Source organism: Rhodovulum sp. BSW8, assembly GCF_003314725.1.
Classification (GTDB): Bacteria; Pseudomonadota; Alphaproteobacteria; order Rhodobacterales; family Rhodobacteraceae; genus Rhodovulum; species Rhodovulum visakhapatnamense.
Window position 1 is genome coordinate 167,294 of the sequence record NZ_QNVX01000005.1, and the last position, 19,251, is coordinate 186,544.

The following is a 19,251-nucleotide window of genomic DNA, read 5'->3' on the forward strand; positions in this document are numbered from 1 at the left end:
CGCATGTGCGGAATCGTCGGCGTTCTGGGAGATCACGAGGCCGCGCCGCTGCTGGTGGCGGCGCTCGGGCGGCTTGAATACCGGGGCTATGACAGCGCCGGGATCGCCACCGTCAATGCAGGGCGGCTCGACCGCCGCCGGGCGGTGGGCAAGCTTGTCAACCTGTCGGACCTTCTGGTCCACGAGCCGCTGCCGGGCAAGGCCGGGATCGGCCATACCCGCTGGGCCACCCATGGCGCGCCCACCCTCGCCAATGCCCATCCCCAGCGCGCGCGCCGCGTTGCGGTGGTGCATAACGGGATCATCGAGAATTTCCGCGCGCTTCGGGACGAGCTTGGCGCCCGCGGGATCGGTTTCGAAAGCGATACCGATACCGAGACCGTGGCGCATCTGACCCAGACCTATCTCGACGAGGGAATGGCCCCGCGTGAGGCGGCCGCCCGTGCGCTAGACCGGCTGGAAGGCGCCTTTGCGCTCCTGTTCCTGTTCGAGGGCGAAGACGATCTGATGATCGCGGCGCGCAAGGGCTCGCCGCTGGCGGTCGGCCATGGCGAGGGCGAGATGTTCGTGGGCTCGGACGCCATCGCGCTGGCGCCGCTGACGAACCGCCTCACTTATCTCGAAGAGGGCGACCGCGCCGTCATCACCCGCGCAGGCGTCGAGATCTTCGATGCCTCGGGCGCGCAGGTCCTGCGCGAGATCCGGACCATCGAGGTGGATGCCACCCGGGTCGAGAAGGGCGGCTACAAGCATTTCATGGCCAAGGAAATCGCCGAACAGCCCGCCGTTCTGGGCGATGCGCTGCGCCATTATCTGGGCGAAGAGGGCACCGCCATTGCGTTGCCCGGCGACATCGACTTTTCCGGCGTGACGCGGATCACCATGGTCGCTTGCGGCACCGCCTATCTGGCCTGCCTGACCGCCAAATACTGGATCGAGCGGCTGGCCGGGCTGCCGGTCGATGTCGATGTGGCCTCGGAATTCCGCTATCGCGAGCCGCCGATTCCCGCGGGCACGCTGGCGGTCTTCGTCAGCCAGTCGGGCGAAACCGCCGACACGCTGGCGGCGCTGCGCTATTGCGCGGGCCGGGCCGAGCGGATCGTTTCGGTGGTCAACGTTGCCGAAAGCTCGATCGCGCGCGAAAGCGACCTGGCGCTGCCGATCCTGGCAGGCGCCGAGATCGGCGTCGCCTCGACCAAGGCCTTCACCTGCCAGCTGGGCGTGCTGGCGCTGCTGGCGCTCGAGGCGGCGCGGCAGCGCGGGCGGCTGTCGCCGGCGGCGCTGGCCGAACATCTGGCGGCGCTGCGCGCGATGCCGGGTCGGTTCAACGCGGCGCTGGCCCTCCAGGACCGGATCGAGGGGCTGGCCCGGCGTCTGGCCGAGGCCACCGACGTTCTGTTCCTCGGGCGCGGCGCGATGTACCCGCTGGCGCTTGAGGGCGCGTTGAAGCTGAAGGAAATCAGCTACATCCATGCCGAAGGTTATGCCAGCGGCGAACTGAAGCATGGCCCGATAGCTCTGGTCGAAAAGACCGTGCCCGTGATCGTGATGGCGCCTTATGATCGGCTGTTCGACAAGACCGTGTCGAACATGCAGGAGGTGATGGCGCGCGGCGGTCCGGTACTGCTGATCACCGATGCGCGTGGCGCGGCCGAGGCTGGCAGCGGCGTCTGGGAGACGCTGGTCCTGCCCGAGGCGCCCGAGCTTTTCGCTCCGATGCTATATGCCCTGCCGGTGCAGCTTCTGGCCTATCACACGGCGGTGGCCAAGGGCACCGATGTCGACCAGCCCCGCAACCTGGCCAAATCGGTCACCGTCGAATAGCGGGCGAATTGCTGGCCCCGGCGAATGTGAAGGTGTGATAAATTCGGTGCCTTTGTAAGAAACTCCGTACGCAAGTGTGTGCGGGAGCGGGCAGCCGTCCAGCACCGTCGGATGACCGCCGTGGCCGCCGCCAGCTCTGGCGATGGCGTCAACCTCGGCAATCTCTTCGGCATTGCATCGGGGGACGCCGCCATTGGCGATCCGCTGGTTTTGGTGACGGAAGGCGTCTTCGAGATGCCCAAAGTCCCCACCGACGAACTGGCCGTGGGCGATGCGGTCTTTTTCCGCACCTCCGACGGGACTGTGACCAGCGCCGCCAGCGGAAGCACCAAGATCGGCGTGGCCGTCTCGGCAGCGGGTATGCCTCAACCCGTAAAGAGAATGTCCCGGCGTCTCCGAGAGCCTGTTGGCCCGAAGATACTTGTTGACCGTGGCCGAGAGGCTGGCGGGGCTGGTGCGGTATTTGGGGAAGCCGTCGGGGCACTGCGCCAGAGCCTTCAGGCTCACGCCCGTCAGGGGGATGACGCGGCGTGCGTTGCGCGTCTTGAGCTGGCGTCCAACGGGCTCAATCGAAATGTGCGGTGTGGCCGCGCCAAGCCGTATCTGATCGCTTGTGAGGGCCGCCAGCTCGCTCGGCCGCGCCCCGGTGTTGACCATCGCCAGAAGGATGCAGCGGGCTTCCTTGTTGAGCCCGTCCAGCGCCCCGGCGGCCAAGAGCTTGTCGCGTATCCAGCTTTCGGAGAGGGGCGGGCGCTGTTGTGCCTCACCTTCCTTGAAACTGAGATCGGAGAGGGGCAGCACCAGCCCGAGCCGCTTCATGCGGTTCACGGTCTTCAGCACGTCGCCAAGGTGGATAAGGTCTTTGTTGCCCGAATTGGGCGTAAGGTCTTCGCTCTGGATGCGTTCAAACCACCACTGGCGAAAGTCCAGCATATCGTCGCCGGTAATGTCGCCAATGGCCTTGTCGCCTACCACGTCCACGAAGTTCTTCACGGCTTTCTTGCACGGGTTTTCCCAGCGTCGGAGCTGGTCCGGGCTTTTGCCAAGCGTCTTGTCCGCGACCAAGCCCCAATAGAGTTCCAGCGCCCGAGTCACTGTTATCGCCGGTTCACTCACTCCGCCCATAAGGGCAGCCGTGTCCCGCATATCCAGTTCACCGTCTTTGCGCTCTTTGACGGCTTCGACACGTGCAAGGAGCTGGTCTTGCGGCAGCTTGGCGATTTGGGGCGCTGGCAGGTAGCGGAAGGCCCGGACGGCAGCGAGATTCTTGGCTGCCTCGAAACGCTTTTCTGCGTCGCTGGTGTCACCGGCAAGCCGGGCTTCCCAGCCCTCAACGATGTGCTGCCACGCGATAGGGGCTTTCTGTTGCGCGACGGTAAGGGAGTCCGTGTGCAGGCTGACCCAGATGCTCTTGCGCTCTTCCACGCCCTCATAGCGGCGCGGCACGCGCTTGCGCAGGTGGTAAGTGCTGCCCCGCTTCATGATGGTCATGGCCGTTTCCCCGCTGGTGGCGTGTGCGGATTGCGCGGCGAAATGTGTTGCAAAACAAGGTAGAACGACGGATCGCGCGCAGAGCGCGGCAATCTAACGTCTTGTTCTTGCTTGGTAATTTGCCAAAACCTCGCAAGGTTTTGTGGCGGAGAGACAGGGATTCGAACCCTGGGAACCCGTGAAGGCTCAACGGTTTTCGAGACCGCCCCGTTCGACCACTCCGGCACCTCTCCGCAGCCCGTGGCCTTGTGGAGCGGTCATTTAGTTGGAACCGCGACGGGGTGCAACCGTTTTTCGCGCGGGCAGGAAACTTCGCCAAGACTCCCGGACATGGTTGGATTTCCCGCCGCTTCGCGATAGCTCTGAACCACCCCTGAACCCGGACCCGCCGATGTCACGTCTCTTCGCCGCCGCCGCCCTGATTGCCGCCCTTACCGGGGGACCGGTCCGGGCCGACGACGGTCCCGAGGTGCAGCGACTCGTCGAGGCGCTGGCGCTGCCGGATCTGGTCGAGATCATGCGCGACGAGGGGCTGGTCTATGGCGACGGGTTGGAAGCCGACCTTTTCCCCGACCGTGGGGGCGCGCGCTGGGACGCTGCCGTCGCGCGGATCTACGACTCCGACCGGATCGAGAGGGCGATGCGGGAGGCCCTCGGCACGCGACTCGCGGCCGACGAGATCGAGCCGCTGGTGGCCTTCTTCACCTCGCCCGAGGGGGCGCGGATCGTGGCGCTTGAACTGTCGGCGCGGCGCGCGATGCTCGACCCCGAGATCGACAAGGCCAGTCGCGAGCGGCTGGAGGAGATGCAGGCCGACGGCGATCCGCGGCTCGATCTGGTGGGCCGCTTCATCGCGGCGAACGGGCTGATCGAGGCCAATGTCGCGGGCGCGCTCAATGCCAATTACGCCTTCTATACCGGCCTGGTCGATGGTCGTGCCTTCGATTATGCGCTGACCGAGGACCAGATCCTCGACGATGTCCGGCGCCAGGAGCCCGAGATTCGCGAGGACACGCGGACCTGGCTTTTCTCTTATCTGGCGATGGCCTATGCGCCGCTCGACGATGCGACGATGGAATCCTACATCCGGCTGTCCGAGACCCGCCCCGGGCAGGATCTGAACGATGCGCTCTTCGAGGGGTTCGAGGCCGCCTTCCAGGGTATCTCGCGCGACCTTGGGCTCGCTGCGGCGCGGTTCATCGCCGGGCAGGATCTTTAGCCCCGTCCGTCCTGCGGCCGACCGGGACCGGGGCACAGCCAGGCGGGCTTGACTTGGGCGTCGAAATCGCCGATACGCACGGCTCTGGCCCGAATGGCGTTCGTACGCAGTCTTTGCGTTCGCGCGCATGGCGGGTTGTTTGACATTGACGAAACATAGACATCGCCCCGATGGGGGCGCGCTGTCCGGGGCGCGCGCAAGCGCGGGAACACCGCTACGGGGCGGGGCCGAAGGACGCGGCGACAAGAAGGGAATGGCCGATGTTTGCGGTCCTCAAGACCGGTGGCAAGCAGTACAAGGTGCAGTCGGGTGACGTGCTGCGCGTCGAGAAGCTTGCTGCCGAAGCCGGTGAGACGGTTCAGTTCAACGAGATCCTGATGGTGGACGGTCAGGTCGGTACGCCGACCGTCGAGGGCGCTGCGGTGCAGGCCACCGTGATCGACCAGATCAAGGGCGACAAGGTCATCCACTTCGTCAAGCGCCGCCGCAAGCACAGCTCGCAGCGCACCAAGGGCCACCGTCAGCAGCTGACGCTGCTGCGCGTGACCGAGATCCTGGCCTCGGGCGCTGCCGCGACCGGCGTGAAGGCCGCGATCGGGTCCGGCTCGGTGTCGGGGACTGCGGTTGCCGTAGCCGAGCCGAAGGCCGCCAAGGCCGCCGAAGCCAAGGCCGAGGCCCCGGCCGAAGCCGCCGCGCCCGCAGGCGACGACCTGAAGAAACTGCCCGGCGTCGGCCCGGCGATGGAAAAGAAACTGCATGAGGCCGGGATCACCCGCTTCGCGCAGATCGCTGCCTGGACCAACGAGCAGGCTGCCGCGATGGATTCGCGTCTCGGCCTGAAGGGCAAGATCGTGAATGACGGCTGGGTGGCGCTTGCCAAGGACCTGGCCAAGAAGGCCTAAGCGAGAGGAGAGGACGACATGGCACACAAGAAAGCAGGCGGCTCCTCGCGTAACGGTCGCGACTCTGCCGGGCGCCGTCTTGGCGTCAAGATCTATGGCGGCCAGGCGGCCGCGTCGGGCAACATCATCGTCCGTCAGCGCGGTACCAAGTTCTGGCCGGGCGAAGGCGTGGGCATGGGCCGGGATCACACCATCTTTGCGACCTGCGAAGGCGCCGTGACCTTCAAGAAGGGCCTCAAGGGCCGCACCTTCATTTCGGTTCTCCCGGTGGCGGAGGCCGCCGAGTAAGCCGAAACCTCAGGGCAAATCACAAAGCGGGGGATCGGCAGAGCGCCGGTCCCCTTTTTGTTTTTGTAAACGGAGCTCGGGTAGATGAAGCCCCCATGCGTTTCTCGGATCTGGCGGCCGGATGGCCGCCGCGGGACCCGGCTCCGTGCCTTGCAGACGACCGGGGCGGGACCCATCTTGGTCGCGGGTGACCGTGGGCGCGGGACGCGTGGAAGGACGCGCGTCCCGGGCGTTTGAGACAGGTCCGGGGCGTGCATGTTTCGCGACGCGCCCCGGCACATCCGGTCACCGGGAGAATCCGGCGCCGTTCGGAGGAGGCAAGCCATGAAACTCGACCTGATCCCCCCCCAGCCCGCGATCGCGGCAGAACGCTTCGTGCTGCGTCCGGTGCGCCGGTCCGATGCGGGGCTGCTGTCGCTTTACAGCGGCGATCTTCGCGTGGCCCGCTTCACCCGCTCGATCCCGCATCCGCTGCCGCCCGGCGCGACCGAGGCCTTCATCCAACGCGCCCAGGACCCCGAGCGCAGCGAGGATGTCTGGGTCATGGACGGGGCCGAACAGGGGCTGTCCGAGGTTCTGGGCGTGATCGCGCTCGACCGGATGGAGCGCGACCAGTCGGAAATCGGCTATTGGGTCGCGCCGGCCTTCTGGAATACCGGCATCGCTTCCGAGGCGGTGGGTGCGCTTCTGACGGCCAATCCGCAGAAGGCCAAGACGGTCTTCGCCGAGGTCTTTCAGGATAATCCCGGCTCGGCCCGGGTGCTGACCAATGCCGGGTTCGAATATCTCGGCGACGCCGAAGCCTATTCGGTCGCGCGGGAGGCCAAGGTGGCCACCTGGACTTATCTGAAGAAGCTCGGCTGACAGATGACGGGTGCGGCGGACGGATTTCATGTCGAGACGCCGCGCCTGATCCTCAGGGAGTTCCGGCCCGAAGACGTGACCCCGCTGCTGCGGATCGGCCGCGACCGGCGGGTGGCGCAGATGATGTCGACGCTTCCGGTGCGCTGGACGCGGGCGCAGGCGACCGAATGGATCGCCCGGTCGCGCTTTCGGGGCGAGCCCGGCTTCCGGTTGGCTATCGAGCAGCGCGGCCTGGGGCTGATCGGTGTGGCCGGACTTGGCGGCGCGCCGGCGATGCTTGCCTATTTCCTCGATCCCGCGGTCTGGGGACGGGGCTACGCCACCGAAGCGATGCGGGCCTTCGTCTCTGCGGCTTTCGCGCGGTTTCGCGGGCTCGACGTGCTGGCGGCCGATCATTTCGCCGACAATCCCGGTTCGGGCCGCGTGCTCGAGAAGCTCGGCTTCGAACGGCTCGGCCGTGGGGCGGGGCGGTCGCTGGCGCGGCTTGAGCCTGCGCCCAATATCCACTATCGCCTGATACGCGCAAAATTCGAGGCTCGTCATGAAATTCCTTGACCTTGCAAAGGTCTATATCCGCTCGGGCAGCGGCGGGAACGGCTGTATCAGCTTCCGCCGCGAGAAATACGTCGAATTCGGCGGCCCCGACGGCGGCGATGGCGGCCGGGGCGGCGATGTCTGGGTCGAGGCGGTCGAGGGGCTGAACACCCTGATCGACTTCCGATATCAGCAACATTTCTTCGCCCAGAACGGGCAGGGCGGCATGGGTCGCCAGAAATCCGGTGCTTCGGGCGCGGACATGGTGCTGAAGGTGCCGGTGGGCACCGAGATCCTCGAAGAGGACGAAGAAACCGTCGTCGCCGACCTGACCGAGCTTGGTCAGCGCGTGCTGCTGGCCCAGGGCGGCAATGGCGGCTGGGGCAACCTGCATTTCAAGACCTCGACCAACCAGGCGCCGCGCCGGGCCAATTCCGGGCAGGAGGGGGTCGAGCGCACGCTCTGGCTGCGGCTCAAGCTGATCGCCGATGCCGGGCTGCTGGGTCTGCCCAATGCCGGCAAGTCGACCTTCCTGGCCGCGACCTCGAATGCCCGCCCAAAGATCGCCGATTACCCGTTCACGACGCTGCATCCCAATCTGGGGGTGGTTGGTGTCGACGGCGCCGAATTCGTCATCGCGGACATTCCCGGCCTGATCGAGGGTGCCCATGAGGGGCGCGGAATCGGGGACCGCTTTCTCGGCCATGTCGAACGCTGCGCGGTGCTTCTGCATCTGATCGATGCCACGTCCGAGGATGTCGCTGCCGACTGGGACACCGTGCTGACCGAGCTTGAACTTTACGGCGGCGATCTGGCCGACAAGCCGCGGGTGACGGTCCTGAACAAGATCGACAGTCTCGACGACGACGAGCGCGCCGAGAAGCGGGCCGCCCTCGAAGAGGCGACCGGCGGCCCGGTGATGCTGATGTCGGGGGTGTCGCGCGAAGGTGTGACCGAGGTGCTGCGCGCGCTGCGTGCCGAGATCGACGAGGACCGGCTGCGCCTCAAGGCCGACGAGGACGGGGAGGGCGAAGCGTGGCGTCCCTGAGTTCGGCCCGGCGGCTGGTCGTCAAGATCGGCTCGGCGCTTCTGGTAGACCGTGCCACCGGCAGCCTGCGCGCCGACTGGCTGAAGGGGTTGGCCCAGGACGTCGCGATGATCAAGGCGCGCGGCACCGATGTGGTGCTGGTCTCGTCGGGCTCGATCGCGCTGGGGCGCGGGGTGCTGGGGCTGGGGCTGGGCACGCTCGCGCTGGAACAAAGCCAGGCGGCCGCCGCGGTCGGCCAGATCCGGCTGGCCCGCGCCTATGAGGACTGCCTTGAACCGCATGGCATCACCACCGCCCAGGTGCTGGTGACGCTGGAGGATTCCGAGGACCGGCGGCGCTATCTGAATTCCCGCGCCACGATGGAGACGCTGCTGGGCTTTGGCGCGGTGCCTATCGTCAACGAGAACGACACCATCGCCACCGACGAGATCCGCTTTGGCGACAACGACCGGCTGGCGGCGCAGGTGGCGGTGACGGTGGGGGCCGATGTCGCGGTGCTGCTGTCCGATGTCGACGGGTTCTATAATGCCAACCCGATGCAGGACCCCGAGGCGCACCGTTTCGACCTGATCGAGGAGATCACGCCCGAGATCGAGGCGATGGCGGGCGATGCGGGCTCGGGGCTCTCGAAGGGGGGCATGAAGACCAAGCTGATGGCCGCCCGGACCGCGACCGGCGCGGGCTGCGCGCTGGCGATCACCGAAGGCTCGCGGATGCGGCCCTTGAAGGCGCTGGAAGAGGGCGCGGCCTGCACCTGGTTCCGCCCCAAGGGCGATCCGCGCGCCGCCCGCAAGGGCTGGATCGCCGCGATGAAACCGCATGGCTTTCTTCGGGTCGATGCGGGCGCGGCCGGGGCGCTGAAAAGCGGCAAGTCGCTTCTGCCCGCAGGCGTGACCGAGGTGACCGGCGATTTCGGCCGGGGCGAGCCGGTCGCGATCCTCGGCCCGCAGGGCGAGGGTCTTGGCACCGGGCTTTCGCGCTATACTTCCGTCGAGGCGCGGCTCATCAAGGGGTGCCGCTCGGGCGAGATCGAGTCGATCCTCGGCTATCCCGGACGGGCGGCGCTGATACACAGGGACGACATGGCGACATGAAGGACATCATCGACATTCACGCCCTCATGGCCGATCTGGGGGCGCGCGCCCGGGTGGCGGCGGCCGAACTGGCCTTTGCCCCGGCGGCGGCCAAGCGCAGGGCACTGGACGTCGCGGCCGAGACCGTTCTGAGGCACAAGGCGCAGATCCTGGCCGAGAACGCGACCGACATGGAATACGGCCGCGACAAGGAACTGAGCCCGGCCATGCTGGACCGGCTGATGCTGAACGAGGCCCGGATCGAGGCCATTGCCGCGGGCCTGCGTGCAGTTGCCGCCCAGCCCGACCCGGTGGGCCAGGTGATGGCGGAATGGGACATGCCCTCGGGGCTGCATATCCGTCGGGTGCGCACGCCCCTGGGCGTGATCGGCGTGATCTATGAAAGCCGGCCCAATGTCACCGCCGATGCGGGCGCGCTTTGCCTCAAGGCCGGCAACGCGGTGATCCTGCGCGGCGGGTCGGAAAGCTTTCATTCCTCGGGGGCGCTGCACGAATGCCTGGTGGCGGGGCTTGCCAGGGCACGGCTGCCCGAGGATGCGATCCAGCGCGTGCCGACCCGCGACCGCGCCGCAGTCAGTGCGATGCTCACCCTCACGCAGTATATCGACGTCATCGTGCCGCGCGGCGGCAAGGGACTGGTCGGGCTGGTGCAGCGCGAGGCGCGGGTGCCGGTCTTTGCCCATCTCGAGGGCATCGTGCATATCTATGTCGACAAGGCCGCCGATCCGGCCAAGGCGCTGTCGGTGGTGCTGAACGCCAAGACCCGGCGCACCGGCATCTGCGGCGCGGCCGAATGTCTGCTGATCCACAAGGACGTGGCCGCGACGCTTGGCGCCGATCTGGTCGCGGCGCTGGTCAAGGCCGGGGTGCGGGTCCATGCCGACAAGGTGCTGGCCCGGCTGCCGGGCACGGTGCCCGCCACCGCCGAGGATTGGGGGCGCGAATATCTCGATATGGACATCGCCGCCAAGGTGGTGGGCGATATCGACAGCGCCATCGAGCATATCCGGACCTTCGGCTCGGGCCATACCGATGCCATCCTGACCGAGGATGACGCCGCGGCGGCGCGGTTCTTCGAACGGCTCGACAGCGCGATCCTGATGCGCAACGCCTCGACCCAGTTCGCCGATGGCGGCGAATTCGGGATGGGCGCCGAGATCGGCATCGCGACCGGCAAGCTGCATGCGCGCGGGCCGGTCGGGGCCGAACAGCTGACCAGCTTCAAGTATCTGGTCGAAGGCAACGGCACGCTCCGGGCCTGAGCCCGGGCTGTGTGACGGGCCCCGGGGCGCGCCGGGGCCCTGCCTCAGAAGGCAAGCGTCAGGTGGGTTTCGTCATGATCGAAGGTCAGCCGCCGTCCCGCCTCGGCCAGCGCGATGGGCAGAAGCGCGAACTGTACCTCGGCTGGGCGGAGGTCCTCATGGCAGAGCGCCCCTTCGGTCAGCGGCGTCCAGAGCCGCGGATCGAGGCTCATCCGCTCGGCCTCGGCCTGCATGACAACGCGCCCCTCCGACCAGGACAGCGCGATGCGCCCGCCCCGGGGCAGGGCCGTTTCGGCGCAAAGCACCGCCAGCAGCGCGACCTTGGCCATCGCACGGCTGAGCGCTGCGGGCGGTTCGGCCGTCACGTTATGGCGGCTGCCGCCGTAATAGTCGGCAAGGATCTCGCAGACTTCGCGTCCGGCGACCTCGGCGCCGTCGCCTGCCGCGCCGAAGGCCAGGCGGAACATGCGGATCCGGGCATTGGCGCGGGCCACGCTGTCCGAGATCAGCGCCAGTTCTTCGCCCGGCGCGTCATCGGGCGTCTCGGCGGCGGCCATGGCCAAAAGCTCCATCCCGTTGCCGATGGCGCCGAGCGGGCTGATAAGATCGTGGCAGATACGCGATCCCACAAGCGCTGTCAGATCAGTCATGGCAGCCTCCCGGTCCCGCGGAAAGGACAGAGCCGATGCACCCGATGAACGCGATCCTCGAACCCGGAATGCTGGTCCGCCATCCGGGGCAGCCGGACTGGGGCCTTGGCCAGGTGCAATCGGTCATCGGGGCGCGGATCACGGTGAATTTCACCGAGGCCGGAAAAGTCGTCATCGACGGAACGCGGGTCGAGCTCATACCTGTCTTCGAGTCCTGATATACGTGTACGGCGCAAAGCTGCCCCATCATCGTTAATGGGACATTAACGCGGCCGGAACACCCGCGCTGCCGCGATCTGCCGGTCCGGCCGCGTCAGGCCGCGCGGTTGCACTTGCGCCGGTGCCGCCCTAGAAGCGGGCGTCAATGTGGTGTGGGGTCAAGAGATGCAGCCGCCCGAGGAGTTCTTTCAGCTTCGTTTGGCCCGAGGCGAGGCCGACCTGATGGCCGCTCAGCGCCTGCGCTACGAGGTTTTCGTGGCCGAGCTGGGGGCGGACGGGCCGCTGGTGGACCATGAGGCGCGGCTGGAACGCGACGATCTGGACCCGCATTTCGACCATCTGATCCTGATCGACACAAGGCGCGACGCGGCGGCGCTTGACCATGTGGTGGGGGTCTACCGGTTGCTGACCTCGGACCGGGCGGCTGCCATCGGGCGGTTCTACAGCGAGGACGAATACGACCTGTCGGCGCTGAAGGCCTCGGGGCGGCGGCTGCTGGAGCTGGGCCGGTCCTGCGTGCATCCCGACTATCGCGGCGGCACCGCGCTGTATCACCTGTGGAACGGGCTGGCCGATTACGTGCTCGACCAGGGGATCGAGGTGCTGTTCGGGGTGGCAAGCTTTCATGGCACCGATGCCCGGGCGCTGGCCGAGCCGCTGTCCTATCTGCATCACCGCCATCTGGCGCCTTCGGACCTGCGGGTCCGGGTCCTGCCCGAGCATTTCCAGCGGATGGACCTGATGCCCGAGTCCGAGATCGACCGCAAACGCGCGATGCTGGCAATGCCCGCGCTGATCAAGGCCTATCTGCGGCTTGGCGGCTTCGTGGGCGAGGGCGCCTTCATCGACCGGGCCTTCAACACCACCGATGTGTGCCTTCTGATGGACACCGCCAAGATGAACGAGAAAAGCCGGTCGCGCTACGGGCGGGGTCAGGGGTGAGCACCTGGCGCGGCGCCGCGCCGCCCGAGGCGCCCCCGATCGACGCGGCGGGCTGGCTGCGGGTCGCGCTGCGCGGCGGGGCGCTGATCGCGGTGCTTTGTGTTGGCATGATGCTGAAACTGACGCTTCGGCTGGTCGAACGGCCGCTTTTCGGGCTGAGGCGGCCGGTGACGCCCTGGATCACCCAAGGGGTCAGCCGGGCCGCGCTGGCGATCCTCGGGATGCGCTACCGGCGACGGGGGCGGCCGATGCGCGAACGCGGCGCGCTGGTCGCGAACCATGCCTCCTGGCTTGACATCTTTGCGCTGAACGCGGGCGGACGGGTCTATTTCGTCTCGAAGGCCGAGGTCGCGGACTGGCCCGGGATCGGCTGGCTGGCGCGGGCGGCCGGAACCGTTTTCATTGCCCGCGAAAAGCGCGAGGCAAAGGCCCAGGCTGACCTCTTCGAGACGCGGTTGAAGGCCGGGCACCGGCTGGTTTTCTTCCCCGAAGGCACCTCGACCGACGGGCGCCGGGTGCTGCCCTTCAAGTCGACGCTGTTCGCGGCCTTCTTCGGCGCCGACCTGCGCGACATTCTCTGGGTGCAGCCGGTGACGGTCGTCTACACCGCGCCCGAGGGCGAGGACCCGGCCTTCTATGGCTGGTGGGGCGACATGGGCTTTGGCCCGCATGCGCTGAAGCTTCTGGCGACGGCACGCCCCGGCAGGGTCGAGCTGGTCTATCACCCGCCGCTCCGGGTGGCGGAGGCCGAAAACCGCAAGGTGCTGGCGCTGGCCTGCGAGACGGCGGTGCGGAGCGCCGCCGCAGGCTAGGCCGCGCGCCTCTGCCGGGGCCTCAGCCCATGGCCGCGATCAGTTTCCCGAGCGCAGCCGAGGCGTCCTCTTCGCGCCAGATTTCCTCGCCGATGGCGAAGAAATCGGTGATCGGGGTCAGGGCCGCGACCGTGGCGGGATCGAGCGCGCCTTCGGCCACCACGGGAATCTCGATCATCTCGGACCACCAGGCGAACAGATCGGCCTCGGCGCGGCTGCCATCGCCCAGCCCGCTTTCGCCGACCGGCCCGAAGGCGATGTAATCGGCCCCGCCCTCGCCCGCGCCAATGCCGTCATGGCGCGAGGCCCCGCAGAAGGCGCCGACGATCGGATCTGCCCCCAGAAGCGTACGCACCTTGCGGACGCTGCGCCCGCCATCGGTCAGGTGCACCCCGTCCAGTCCCAGCCGCTCGACCAGGCCGACATGGGTCTCGATGACCAGCGGCACGTCGCGCTCATGTGCGATCTCGCGCAGGCCGTCGGCGGCGCGGGCCACGAGATCCTCGTCGCGGCTGGCCATCGACAGGCGCAGGCAGGCGATGTCATGGCTGTCCAGCACCCCGGCCAGGCGCGGGCCGAAGCTCTCGGGATCGAAGGCGGGCGGGGTGATCAGGTAGATCTGCGGGCGCTCGGGTTCGGCCATTTGCGGGCTCCTCTTATCCGTGGCGCCGCTATAGCGGGGTTTTTTCCGGTTGGCTACGGCCCGCCTGCCGAACCCGTTTGGGCGGAAGGCTCCGGACGAAGGCCAGCGCCAGCGCCAGCATCTGCCCGCGCCGCGCGTCGTCGGCCATCAGATCGGCATCGACAGAGATGACCCCCGTCATTCGCCGCCCCGAGGACGCAAAGGGCCGCGTACCGGGCAGCGCCAGCGCCTCGGCCGCGCGGTCGGGACAGACCCGGAAGAACCCCGCCTCGCCGAAGGCGCCGCAGACCTTATGGCTTTCCAGCAGAAAGCAAAGCCCGCCGAACATCCGCCGTTCGGTGACAAACCCGGCCTCATTCAGATCGCCCCGCAACTCTGCGGCCAATCCTTCGTCGAATGCCATGCGCCCCTCTGGCTTGCCCTTTCGCCGGTCAAAGCGTATCACCCCGCAGTTTTTGAAGGAAGCGAGCCCCATGACAGCAGCCCAGCCCGTCTTTGTCCTCGTGCGCCCGCAGATGGGCGAGAATATCGGGGCGGCGGCGCGCGCGATGTGGAATTTCGGGCTCGACCGGATGCGTCTGGTCGATCCGCGCGACGGCTGGCCCAATCCGCGCGCGGTGGCGCTGGCCAGTGGCGCGGGGCGGCTTCTGGATCATGCGGGCATCTTTCCCTCGACCGCCGAGGCGGTGGCCGATTGCGACTATGTCTTCGCCACAACGGCCCGGCCGCGCGGTCTGACGAAACCCGTCGTGACCCCCGAGCAGGCGATGACAGAGACCCGTGCGCTGCTGGCCGACGGGCGCCGCGTCGCGGTTTTGTTCGGGCCGGAACGGGCAGGGCTGGAAAACGACGACATCGCCCGGGCCAATGCCATCGTCTCGGTGCCGGTGAACCCCGACTTTGCTTCGTTGAACCTCGGGCAATGCGTCCTGCTGAGTGCCTATGAATGGCGCCGCCAGACCGCCGAGGTCCTGCCCGAGCGACTTGAAATGGCGGGGGCCGAGCCTGCGAGCCTTCTGGAGGTCGAGAAGCTCGCCGAGCATTACGAAGAGCGTCTGTCCGAGGCGGGCTTCTTCTTTCCCGAGACCAAGGCGCCCGGGATGAAGCTGGCGCTGCGCAACATGTGGAGCCGGATGCCGCTGACCCGGCCCGATGTGCAGATCCTGCACGGGATGCTGCGGCAATTGACGCGCGTCAGGGGGCGCGGCGAGTGACTTGCAGCGCCGCGCCCGCCCGCCTAGTCTCGCGGCGCAAGACGGAGGGGGGCCGATGAGCAAGACCCGCAGCAAGGCAAAGACCCGCAGCATCTTCGAGGAGGTCGGCACCGAGGCGCCGCTGGAACGCCCGGTCGTCCAGCCCGGCGCCATCGACCGCGCCGCCCGGCGCGGCGCGCGCGGGGCCGTGGCCTGGTGGCTGATCTCGGTCTTCGTGCTGATCGCCGCCATGCTGATCGCGGCGGGCGTCGCCCGGCTGACCGGCCATCCGGCGGCCCTTCCGGGGTTCGGTCCGCTTTACGGGCAGCTGCCGCCCCTGGATCCGGCCGGATGGACGGCCGCCTTTGACCGTCTCACGGCGGCGGGCGGTGCGACCGACCTTGCGGGCTTCCAGCGGCTTTACTGGTGGGGCTGGGGCATCCGCCAGGCAGGGACGCTTGCGGCCCTGGTCTGGGCGCTGGGCTATCTGGGCTTTCTGGTTTTCGGCAAGCTCCCCAAGGGCTGGGCGCTGCGGCTGTTGCCGCTGGGCGGCACGATCCTCGGGATCGGCGCGGCCGACTGGGCGATGGGGCCCGCAGGACTCTTGCCCGCGCCCTTCGACGCGGCCTCGCTGCGGCTGGCGGCGATGACGGGCTTCGGCTTTGCCGGGATGGGGCTGTCGGCCTGGGGCGCGATGCTGCTGCGCCGCCCCGAGGCGCAACTGATGCAGGCGCGGCGCGCCCGCGACGGACGCGCCTTCGGCATGGCGACCGGGGTCATGCATCTGGCCTTCCTGCAGATCCTGTTCGGAGCGATGCTGGGCGCGCTCGATCAGGGGCGGGGCTTTCCCGACTGGCCGCTGATGGCGGGTGGCATCCTGCCGCCCGAGCCGCTGTCGCTGGAGCCGGTCTGGCGCAACATCTGGGACAATCCGGGTCTTGTGCAGTTCATCCATCGCGGGCTTGGCTATCTGGTCGTGCTGCTGGGGCTTGCGTCCTGGCTGCGCGGCCGCAAAAGCCCCCATGCCCGCACCCGCCGCGCCTTCGACTGGCTGGGGGTGATGGTCTTCGGGCAGGGGGTGCTGGGTGTCGGGTCCGTGCTTTACGCGGGCCAGTGGCATATGGCGCTGACCCATCTGGTGGGCGCCGTCCTTCTGTGGGTTCTGGTGCTGCGCGCCCGGTTCATGGCGCAATATCCTGTTCAGCAATCCATTCGGGGGTGACGCGCGATGACCGCCTTTGACGATCTGATGGCCTTCCAGCACGAGACCGAGGCACTGTCGCAGGTCTCGATGCGGCTGGGCTGGGACCAGGAGACGATGATGCCGCGCGGTGCCGCGCAGCAGCGGGCCGAAGAGATGGCGGCGCTGGAATCGGTGCTGCACCGCCGTCGCACCGACCCGCGTCTGGGCGACTGGCTGGGGGCCATCGACGACGACCTGCTCGACGAGACCGGACGGGCGCAGATGCGCCATATCCGCCGCAGCTATACCCGCGCGACGCGCCTGCCCGAGACCTTGTCGGCCGAGATCGCCCGCGTCACGAGCCGCGCCCAGGGGATCTGGGCCGAGGCCCGCGCCGCCGACGATGTCGCGCATTTCCTGCCCACGCTGCGCGAGGTGGTGCGGCTGAAACGCGAAGAGGCGGCGGCGCTGGCCATGGGCGGCGATCTTTACGACGCGCTTCTCGACGATTACGAGCCCGGCGCGACGGCGGGGGCGCTGGCCGCGATGTTCGACCGGATGCGCCCGCGTCTGGTGAGCCTGCGCGAACGGATCATGGGCTCGGGCCGGGCGCCCGCACCGCTTTCGGGCCATTTCCCCGAAGCCGGGCAGATGGCGCTGTCGCGCGAGGTCGCCACGCATTTCGGCTATGACTGGCGGCATGGGCGGCTCGATTTCTCGGTTCATCCCTTCACCTCGGGGTCGGGCACCGATGTCCGGATCACCACCCGGGTCGACGAGACCGAGCCGCTGGGTTCGCTTTATTCCACACTGCACGAGACCGGACATGGCGCCTATGAACAGGGGATCGACCCGGCCTATGGGCTGACGCCCTTGGGGGCCGGCGTCTCGATGGGGGTGCATGAAAGCCAGAGCCGGATCTTCGAGAACCAGCTTGGCCGCAGTCGCGCCTTTTGCTCCTGGCTTTTCGGGCGGATGGCCGAGGTCTTCGGCACGGCGGGGGCGGCCGACGCGGATGCCTTCTATGCGGCGGTCAACCGGGTCCATTCGGGCCATATCCGCACCGAGTCGGACGAGGTGCATTACAACCTGCACATCATGCTGCGCTTCGATCTGGAACGCGACCTGATCGCCGGGCGGCTCGAGGTCGAGGATCTGGAAGAGGCCTGGAACACCCGCTTCGAGGCCGATTTCGGGGTTGCGGTCGACCGGCCGCGCAATGGGCTCTTGCAGGATGTGCACTGGTCGGTGGGGCTTTTCGGCTATTTCCCGACCTATACGCTGGGCAATGTCTATGCGGGCTGCCTGTATCAGGCGCTGCGCGCCGCGGTGCCCACGCTCGATGCCGATCTGGCGCGGGGCCATGCCGAACCCGCGACCGCCTGGCTGAAATCCGAGGTGCAGCGGTCCGGCGGGCTTTACGAACCGGCCGAGACGATCCGCCGGGCCTGCGGGTTCGCCCCCGGCGAAGGCCCGCTTCTCGATTATCTCGACGCCAAGTTCGGCGAGATCTACGGGCTTTGACCTCCCGTGTCGAGGCTCGCCCCGGGAGGGCGGTGCTGCTAGGAAGGATGGCATGACCTCGCATGACCGGCTCTGGCAAGCTATCTGGCTCCCCGCCCGCCGGGTGGCCTTTGCCATTGTCGCCCGCCTCTGGTGGCGCCGCCCGCCCGAAGAGATCTCCGCGCGGCTGGAGGCCCGGCCGCTTCGCGACCAGGCGACCATCGTGGCTGCGGTCCTGACAGGGCTTTTCCTCACGAGCCTGGTTTTCGCCCATGCCGGCATCCTCGGGATGCTGGTCTTCCTGCTTCTGGTGATCCTGCTGATCCGCTAGGCGCGCCCCGGCCCCGGGGGCCTGATCGGTCCCGGATGCGGCGCTCACATTCGTTTGATTGCGGCGAGATCGCGCCATTTTTTTGTCCTATTTCAAAGGCTTGCGCTTCGGCTTTCGCCGCATGCCCTTGGATTTGCAGATTTTTCCGCCCATGCGGTGATCCGGTCCCGAGGGCGCCACGTATCCCTTGTACATTGCAACTTGCACAGAGAGGACACGACCAATGGATATCGATGCGATCAACGCCGTTCTGGGTCTTGGCACCCTCGGCTTCGTTCTCGCCTTCGCCTATATCAACCTGCGCCAGACCGAAGAGCAGTTGAAAGCCTCGCGCGAGCGCCGCGAGAAGCGCGCCGCCGCCGCTGGCCGCGTTGTGCCGGCGGAATGACAGGATGAGGATCAGGGCCGGGCGGACGTCGCCCGGCCCCGATCATGATGTCAGGCCTGCCAGGCTGGCGGCCGTTTCTCGAGAAAGGCGCCGATGCCTTCCTCCGTTTCCGACAGCATCATGTTCTCGACCATCGCGGCGCCTGCCATGGAATAGGCCTCGTCGATGCCTCGCTCCAGTTGGTCGTAGAAAAGACCCTTTCCCACCCGCAGCGCAGGCGACAGCTTGCCCGCCAGCGTTTCGGCCAGGCGCCAGGCCGCATCGTCCAGCATGTCCGCTGGAACCGCGCGGTTGATGAGCCCCAGAGCCTCGGCCCGGCCGGTGTCAACGAACTGGCCCGTGGTCAGCATCTCGAAGGCATGCTTGCGCGGGATGGTGCGGGTCAGGGCGACCATCGGCGTCGAACAGAAAAGCCCGATATTGACCCCGTTCACCCCAAATCGCGTGCCCTCTGCCGCGACCGCCAGATCGCAGGACGCCACCAGCTGGCACCCTGCGGCGGTGGCGATGCCATGCGGCGCCGCGATTACCGGTTGAGGCAGGCGCATGAGCCCCGTCATCACCCGCGCGCAGCGTGCGAAGAGGTCGGCGAAATAGGCCCTGCCGCCATCAAGCGCCTGACGCCCGGCCTGCATCTCCTTCAGGTCATGACCCGCGCAGAACGCCTTGCCCGCGCCCTTCAGGATCACCACCCGGGTCTCGCGGTCCTTGGCCAGCGCGTCGATCTGGTCCTGCAGCGCGGCCAGCATCGCGTCGGACAGCGCGTTCAGCCGCTCGGGCGCGTTCATCGTCAGGATGGCCACGCCGCGGGTGTCGTCGCGTAACAGGATCTCGGTCATCTTGTGTCTCCTCCCTCAGGCG

At 67.8% G+C, this 19,251-nt stretch carries 21 protein-coding genes, 1 tRNA gene and 2 pseudogenes; 18 read left to right on the plus strand and 6 right to left on the minus strand.

The features are described 5' to 3' along the window. The first annotated feature begins 3 nt into the window (after window positions 1-3). A complete protein-coding gene (glmS, locus tag DSD19_RS03055) occupies window positions 4-1,824 on the plus strand; it encodes a glutamine--fructose-6-phosphate transaminase (isomerizing) (RefSeq protein ID WP_075785232.1) in 1,821 nt (606 codons plus the stop codon). Window positions 1,825-1,935: 111 nt separating this feature from the next. Beyond that, a pseudogene (locus DSD19_RS22670) lies at window positions 1,936-2,124 on the plus strand (capsid cement protein); the annotation flags it as partial. 1,029 nt (window positions 2,125-3,153) lie between these two features. On the opposite strand, the pseudogene DSD19_RS22675 reads toward DSD19_RS22670, so the two are convergent. Together DSD19_RS22675 and DSD19_RS03065 are read right to left on the minus strand one after the other, a co-directional pair. Further along, window positions 3,154-3,315: pseudogene (locus tag DSD19_RS22675) on the minus strand (DUF6538 domain-containing protein); the annotation flags it as partial. A 143-nt stretch (window positions 3,316-3,458) separates the two neighbouring features. Further along, window positions 3,459-3,548 (minus strand) — tRNA-Ser (locus DSD19_RS03065). Window positions 3,549-3,706: 158 nt separating this feature from the next. On the opposite strand from DSD19_RS03065, the gene DSD19_RS03070 reads away from it, so the two are divergent. The 8 genes from DSD19_RS03070 to DSD19_RS03105 all read left to right on the plus strand — a co-directional run bounded on the left by DSD19_RS03070 (window position 3,707) and on the right by DSD19_RS03105 (window position 10,526). Then, the gene (locus tag DSD19_RS03070) at window positions 3,707-4,534 is read left to right on the plus strand and encodes a DUF2059 domain-containing protein (RefSeq protein ID WP_113668489.1); all 828 of its coding nucleotides are present in this window, start codon (window positions 3,707-3,709) and stop codon (window positions 4,532-4,534) included. A gap of 260 nt (window positions 4,535-4,794) precedes the next feature. Further along, window positions 4,795-5,436: a 50S ribosomal protein L21 gene (locus DSD19_RS03075; protein WP_113668490.1), complete on the plus strand. Its 642-nt coding sequence runs from the start codon at window positions 4,795-4,797 to the stop codon at window positions 5,434-5,436. A gap of 18 nt (window positions 5,437-5,454) precedes the next feature. Then, window positions 5,455-5,724, plus strand: a complete 270-nt coding sequence (gene rpmA / locus DSD19_RS03080; RefSeq protein WP_075785608.1) for a 50S ribosomal protein L27 — start codon at window positions 5,455-5,457, stop codon at window positions 5,722-5,724. 324 nt (window positions 5,725-6,048) lie between these two features. Further along, complete coding sequence (locus tag DSD19_RS03085) at window positions 6,049-6,588, plus strand: GNAT family N-acetyltransferase (protein WP_075785609.1); 540 nt, start codon at window positions 6,049-6,051, stop codon at window positions 6,586-6,588. A 3-nt stretch (window positions 6,589-6,591) separates the two neighbouring features. After that, window positions 6,592-7,143 (plus strand): GNAT family N-acetyltransferase, encoded by a 552-nt coding sequence (locus DSD19_RS03090; RefSeq protein ID WP_113668491.1) that lies wholly within the window; start codon window positions 6,592-6,594, stop codon window positions 7,141-7,143. After that, on the plus strand, window positions 7,130-8,170 hold the full coding sequence (obgE, locus tag DSD19_RS03095) for a GTPase ObgE (RefSeq protein WP_113668492.1): 1,041 nt from the start codon (window positions 7,130-7,132) through the stop codon (window positions 8,168-8,170). The genes DSD19_RS03090 and obgE overlap by 14 nt, the downstream gene beginning before the upstream one ends. Next, window positions 8,158-9,264, plus strand: coding sequence for a glutamate 5-kinase (gene proB, locus DSD19_RS03100; RefSeq protein WP_075785612.1), 1,107 nt, complete (start codon window positions 8,158-8,160; stop codon window positions 9,262-9,264). The genes obgE and proB overlap by 13 nt, the downstream gene beginning before the upstream one ends. After that, window positions 9,261-10,526 carry a glutamate-5-semialdehyde dehydrogenase gene (locus DSD19_RS03105; protein WP_113668493.1) on the plus strand — a complete coding sequence of 422 codons (1,266 nt, stop codon included), beginning with the start codon at window positions 9,261-9,263 and terminating at the stop codon, window positions 10,524-10,526. The genes proB and DSD19_RS03105 overlap by 4 nt, the downstream gene beginning before the upstream one ends. Before the next feature lie 44 nt (window positions 10,527-10,570). Here DSD19_RS03105 and DSD19_RS03110 read toward each other — a convergent pair whose 3' ends face one another. Further along, window positions 10,571-11,176: a histidine phosphotransferase family protein gene (locus DSD19_RS03110; RefSeq protein WP_113668494.1), complete on the minus strand. Its 606-nt coding sequence runs from the start codon at window positions 11,174-11,176 to the stop codon at window positions 10,571-10,573. A gap of 35 nt (window positions 11,177-11,211) precedes the next feature. Between DSD19_RS03110 and DSD19_RS03115 the strand changes: the two genes are divergently transcribed. The 3 genes from DSD19_RS03115 to DSD19_RS03125 all read left to right on the plus strand — a co-directional run bounded on the left by DSD19_RS03115 (window position 11,212) and on the right by DSD19_RS03125 (window position 13,149). Next, the gene (locus DSD19_RS03115; RefSeq protein ID WP_113668495.1) at window positions 11,212-11,394 is read left to right on the plus strand and encodes a DUF3553 domain-containing protein; all 183 of its coding nucleotides are present in this window, start codon (window positions 11,212-11,214) and stop codon (window positions 11,392-11,394) included. A 166-nt stretch (window positions 11,395-11,560) separates the two neighbouring features. Next, entirely contained in the window at window positions 11,561-12,337 is a 777-nt protein-coding gene (locus DSD19_RS03120; protein WP_075785616.1) for a GNAT family N-acetyltransferase, read from the plus strand. Further along, window positions 12,334-13,149, plus strand: coding sequence for a 1-acyl-sn-glycerol-3-phosphate acyltransferase (locus DSD19_RS03125; RefSeq protein ID WP_243627641.1), 816 nt, complete (start codon window positions 12,334-12,336; stop codon window positions 13,147-13,149). Before DSD19_RS03120 ends, DSD19_RS03125 begins: the two co-directional genes overlap by 4 nt. Before the next feature lie 22 nt (window positions 13,150-13,171). Here the strand turns inward: DSD19_RS03125 and DSD19_RS03130 are convergent, their stop codons facing one another. Then, window positions 13,172-13,792 (minus strand): thiamine phosphate synthase, encoded by a 621-nt coding sequence (locus DSD19_RS03130; protein WP_113668496.1) that lies wholly within the window; start codon window positions 13,790-13,792, stop codon window positions 13,172-13,174. A gap of 28 nt (window positions 13,793-13,820) precedes the next feature. Continuing rightward, window positions 13,821-14,195 (minus strand): TfoX/Sxy family protein, encoded by a 375-nt coding sequence (locus DSD19_RS03135; RefSeq protein ID WP_165828027.1) that lies wholly within the window; start codon window positions 14,193-14,195, stop codon window positions 13,821-13,823. A gap of 70 nt (window positions 14,196-14,265) precedes the next feature. On the opposite strand from DSD19_RS03135, the gene DSD19_RS03140 reads away from it, so the two are divergent. The 5 genes from DSD19_RS03140 to DSD19_RS21605 all read left to right on the plus strand — a co-directional run bounded on the left by DSD19_RS03140 (window position 14,266) and on the right by DSD19_RS21605 (window position 18,390). After that, on the plus strand, window positions 14,266-15,006 hold the full coding sequence (locus DSD19_RS03140; RefSeq protein WP_113668498.1) for an RNA methyltransferase: 741 nt from the start codon (window positions 14,266-14,268) through the stop codon (window positions 15,004-15,006). Window positions 15,007-15,061: 55 nt separating this feature from the next. Further along, window positions 15,062-16,207, plus strand: a complete 1,146-nt coding sequence (locus DSD19_RS03145; protein ID WP_113668499.1) for a COX15/CtaA family protein — start codon at window positions 15,062-15,064, stop codon at window positions 16,205-16,207. A 6-nt stretch (window positions 16,208-16,213) separates the two neighbouring features. After that, the gene (locus tag DSD19_RS03150; protein WP_113668500.1) at window positions 16,214-17,692 is read left to right on the plus strand and encodes a carboxypeptidase M32; all 1,479 of its coding nucleotides are present in this window, start codon (window positions 16,214-16,216) and stop codon (window positions 17,690-17,692) included. Window positions 17,693-17,744: 52 nt separating this feature from the next. Further along, on the plus strand, window positions 17,745-18,002 hold the full coding sequence (locus tag DSD19_RS03155) for a hypothetical protein (protein WP_113668501.1): 258 nt from the start codon (window positions 17,745-17,747) through the stop codon (window positions 18,000-18,002). A 223-nt stretch (window positions 18,003-18,225) separates the two neighbouring features. Then, complete coding sequence (locus tag DSD19_RS21605) at window positions 18,226-18,390, plus strand: hypothetical protein (protein WP_165828028.1); 165 nt, start codon at window positions 18,226-18,228, stop codon at window positions 18,388-18,390. Window positions 18,391-18,440: 50 nt separating this feature from the next. Here the strand turns inward: DSD19_RS21605 and DSD19_RS03160 are convergent, their stop codons facing one another. Beyond that, entirely contained in the window at window positions 18,441-19,229 is a 789-nt protein-coding gene (locus tag DSD19_RS03160; protein ID WP_113668502.1) for an enoyl-CoA hydratase, read from the minus strand. Window positions 19,230-19,251: the final 22 nt, after the last annotated feature.

Excerpts from the sequence above, each read along its gene's own strand:
- DSD19_RS03115 (WP_113668495.1), top strand. The coding sequence starts at position 11,212 with ATGCACCCGATGAACGCGATCCTCGAACCCGGAATGCTGGTCCGCCAT.
- DSD19_RS03155 (WP_113668501.1), top strand. The coding sequence starts at position 17,745 with ATGACCTCGCATGACCGGCTCTGGCAAGCTATCTGGCTCCCCGCCCGC.
- DSD19_RS03150 (WP_113668500.1), top strand. The coding sequence starts at position 16,214 with ATGACCGCCTTTGACGATCTGATGGCCTTCCAGCACGAGACCGAGGCA.
- DSD19_RS03090 (WP_113668491.1), top strand. The coding sequence starts at position 6,592 with ATGACGGGTGCGGCGGACGGATTTCATGTCGAGACGCCGCGCCTGATC.
- DSD19_RS03075 (WP_113668490.1), top strand. The coding sequence starts at position 4,795 with ATGTTTGCGGTCCTCAAGACCGGTGGCAAGCAGTACAAGGTGCAGTCG.
- DSD19_RS03085 (WP_075785609.1), top strand. The coding sequence starts at position 6,049 with ATGAAACTCGACCTGATCCCCCCCCAGCCCGCGATCGCGGCAGAACGC.
- DSD19_RS03110 (WP_113668494.1), bottom strand. The coding sequence starts at position 11,176 with ATGACTGATCTGACAGCGCTTGTGGGATCGCGTATCTGCCACGATCTT.
- DSD19_RS03070 (WP_113668489.1), top strand. The coding sequence starts at position 3,707 with ATGTCACGTCTCTTCGCCGCCGCCGCCCTGATTGCCGCCCTTACCGGG.
- DSD19_RS03140 (WP_113668498.1), top strand. The coding sequence starts at position 14,266 with ATGACAGCAGCCCAGCCCGTCTTTGTCCTCGTGCGCCCGCAGATGGGC.
- DSD19_RS03135 (WP_165828027.1), bottom strand. The coding sequence starts at position 14,195 with ATGGCATTCGACGAAGGATTGGCCGCAGAGTTGCGGGGCGATCTGAAT.
- DSD19_RS03120 (WP_075785616.1), top strand. The coding sequence starts at position 11,561 with ATGCAGCCGCCCGAGGAGTTCTTTCAGCTTCGTTTGGCCCGAGGCGAG.
- rpmA (WP_075785608.1), top strand. The coding sequence starts at position 5,455 with ATGGCACACAAGAAAGCAGGCGGCTCCTCGCGTAACGGTCGCGACTCT.
- obgE (WP_113668492.1), top strand. The coding sequence starts at position 7,130 with ATGAAATTCCTTGACCTTGCAAAGGTCTATATCCGCTCGGGCAGCGGC.
- DSD19_RS03145 (WP_113668499.1), top strand. The coding sequence starts at position 15,062 with ATGAGCAAGACCCGCAGCAAGGCAAAGACCCGCAGCATCTTCGAGGAG.
- DSD19_RS21605 (WP_165828028.1), top strand. The coding sequence starts at position 18,226 with ATGGATATCGATGCGATCAACGCCGTTCTGGGTCTTGGCACCCTCGGC.
- DSD19_RS03160 (WP_113668502.1), bottom strand. The coding sequence starts at position 19,229 with ATGACCGAGATCCTGTTACGCGACGACACCCGCGGCGTGGCCATCCTG.
- glmS (WP_075785232.1), top strand. The coding sequence starts at position 4 with ATGTGCGGAATCGTCGGCGTTCTGGGAGATCACGAGGCCGCGCCGCTG.
- DSD19_RS03130 (WP_113668496.1), bottom strand. The coding sequence starts at position 13,792 with ATGGCCGAACCCGAGCGCCCGCAGATCTACCTGATCACCCCGCCCGCC.
- DSD19_RS03105 (WP_113668493.1), top strand. The coding sequence starts at position 9,261 with ATGAAGGACATCATCGACATTCACGCCCTCATGGCCGATCTGGGGGCG.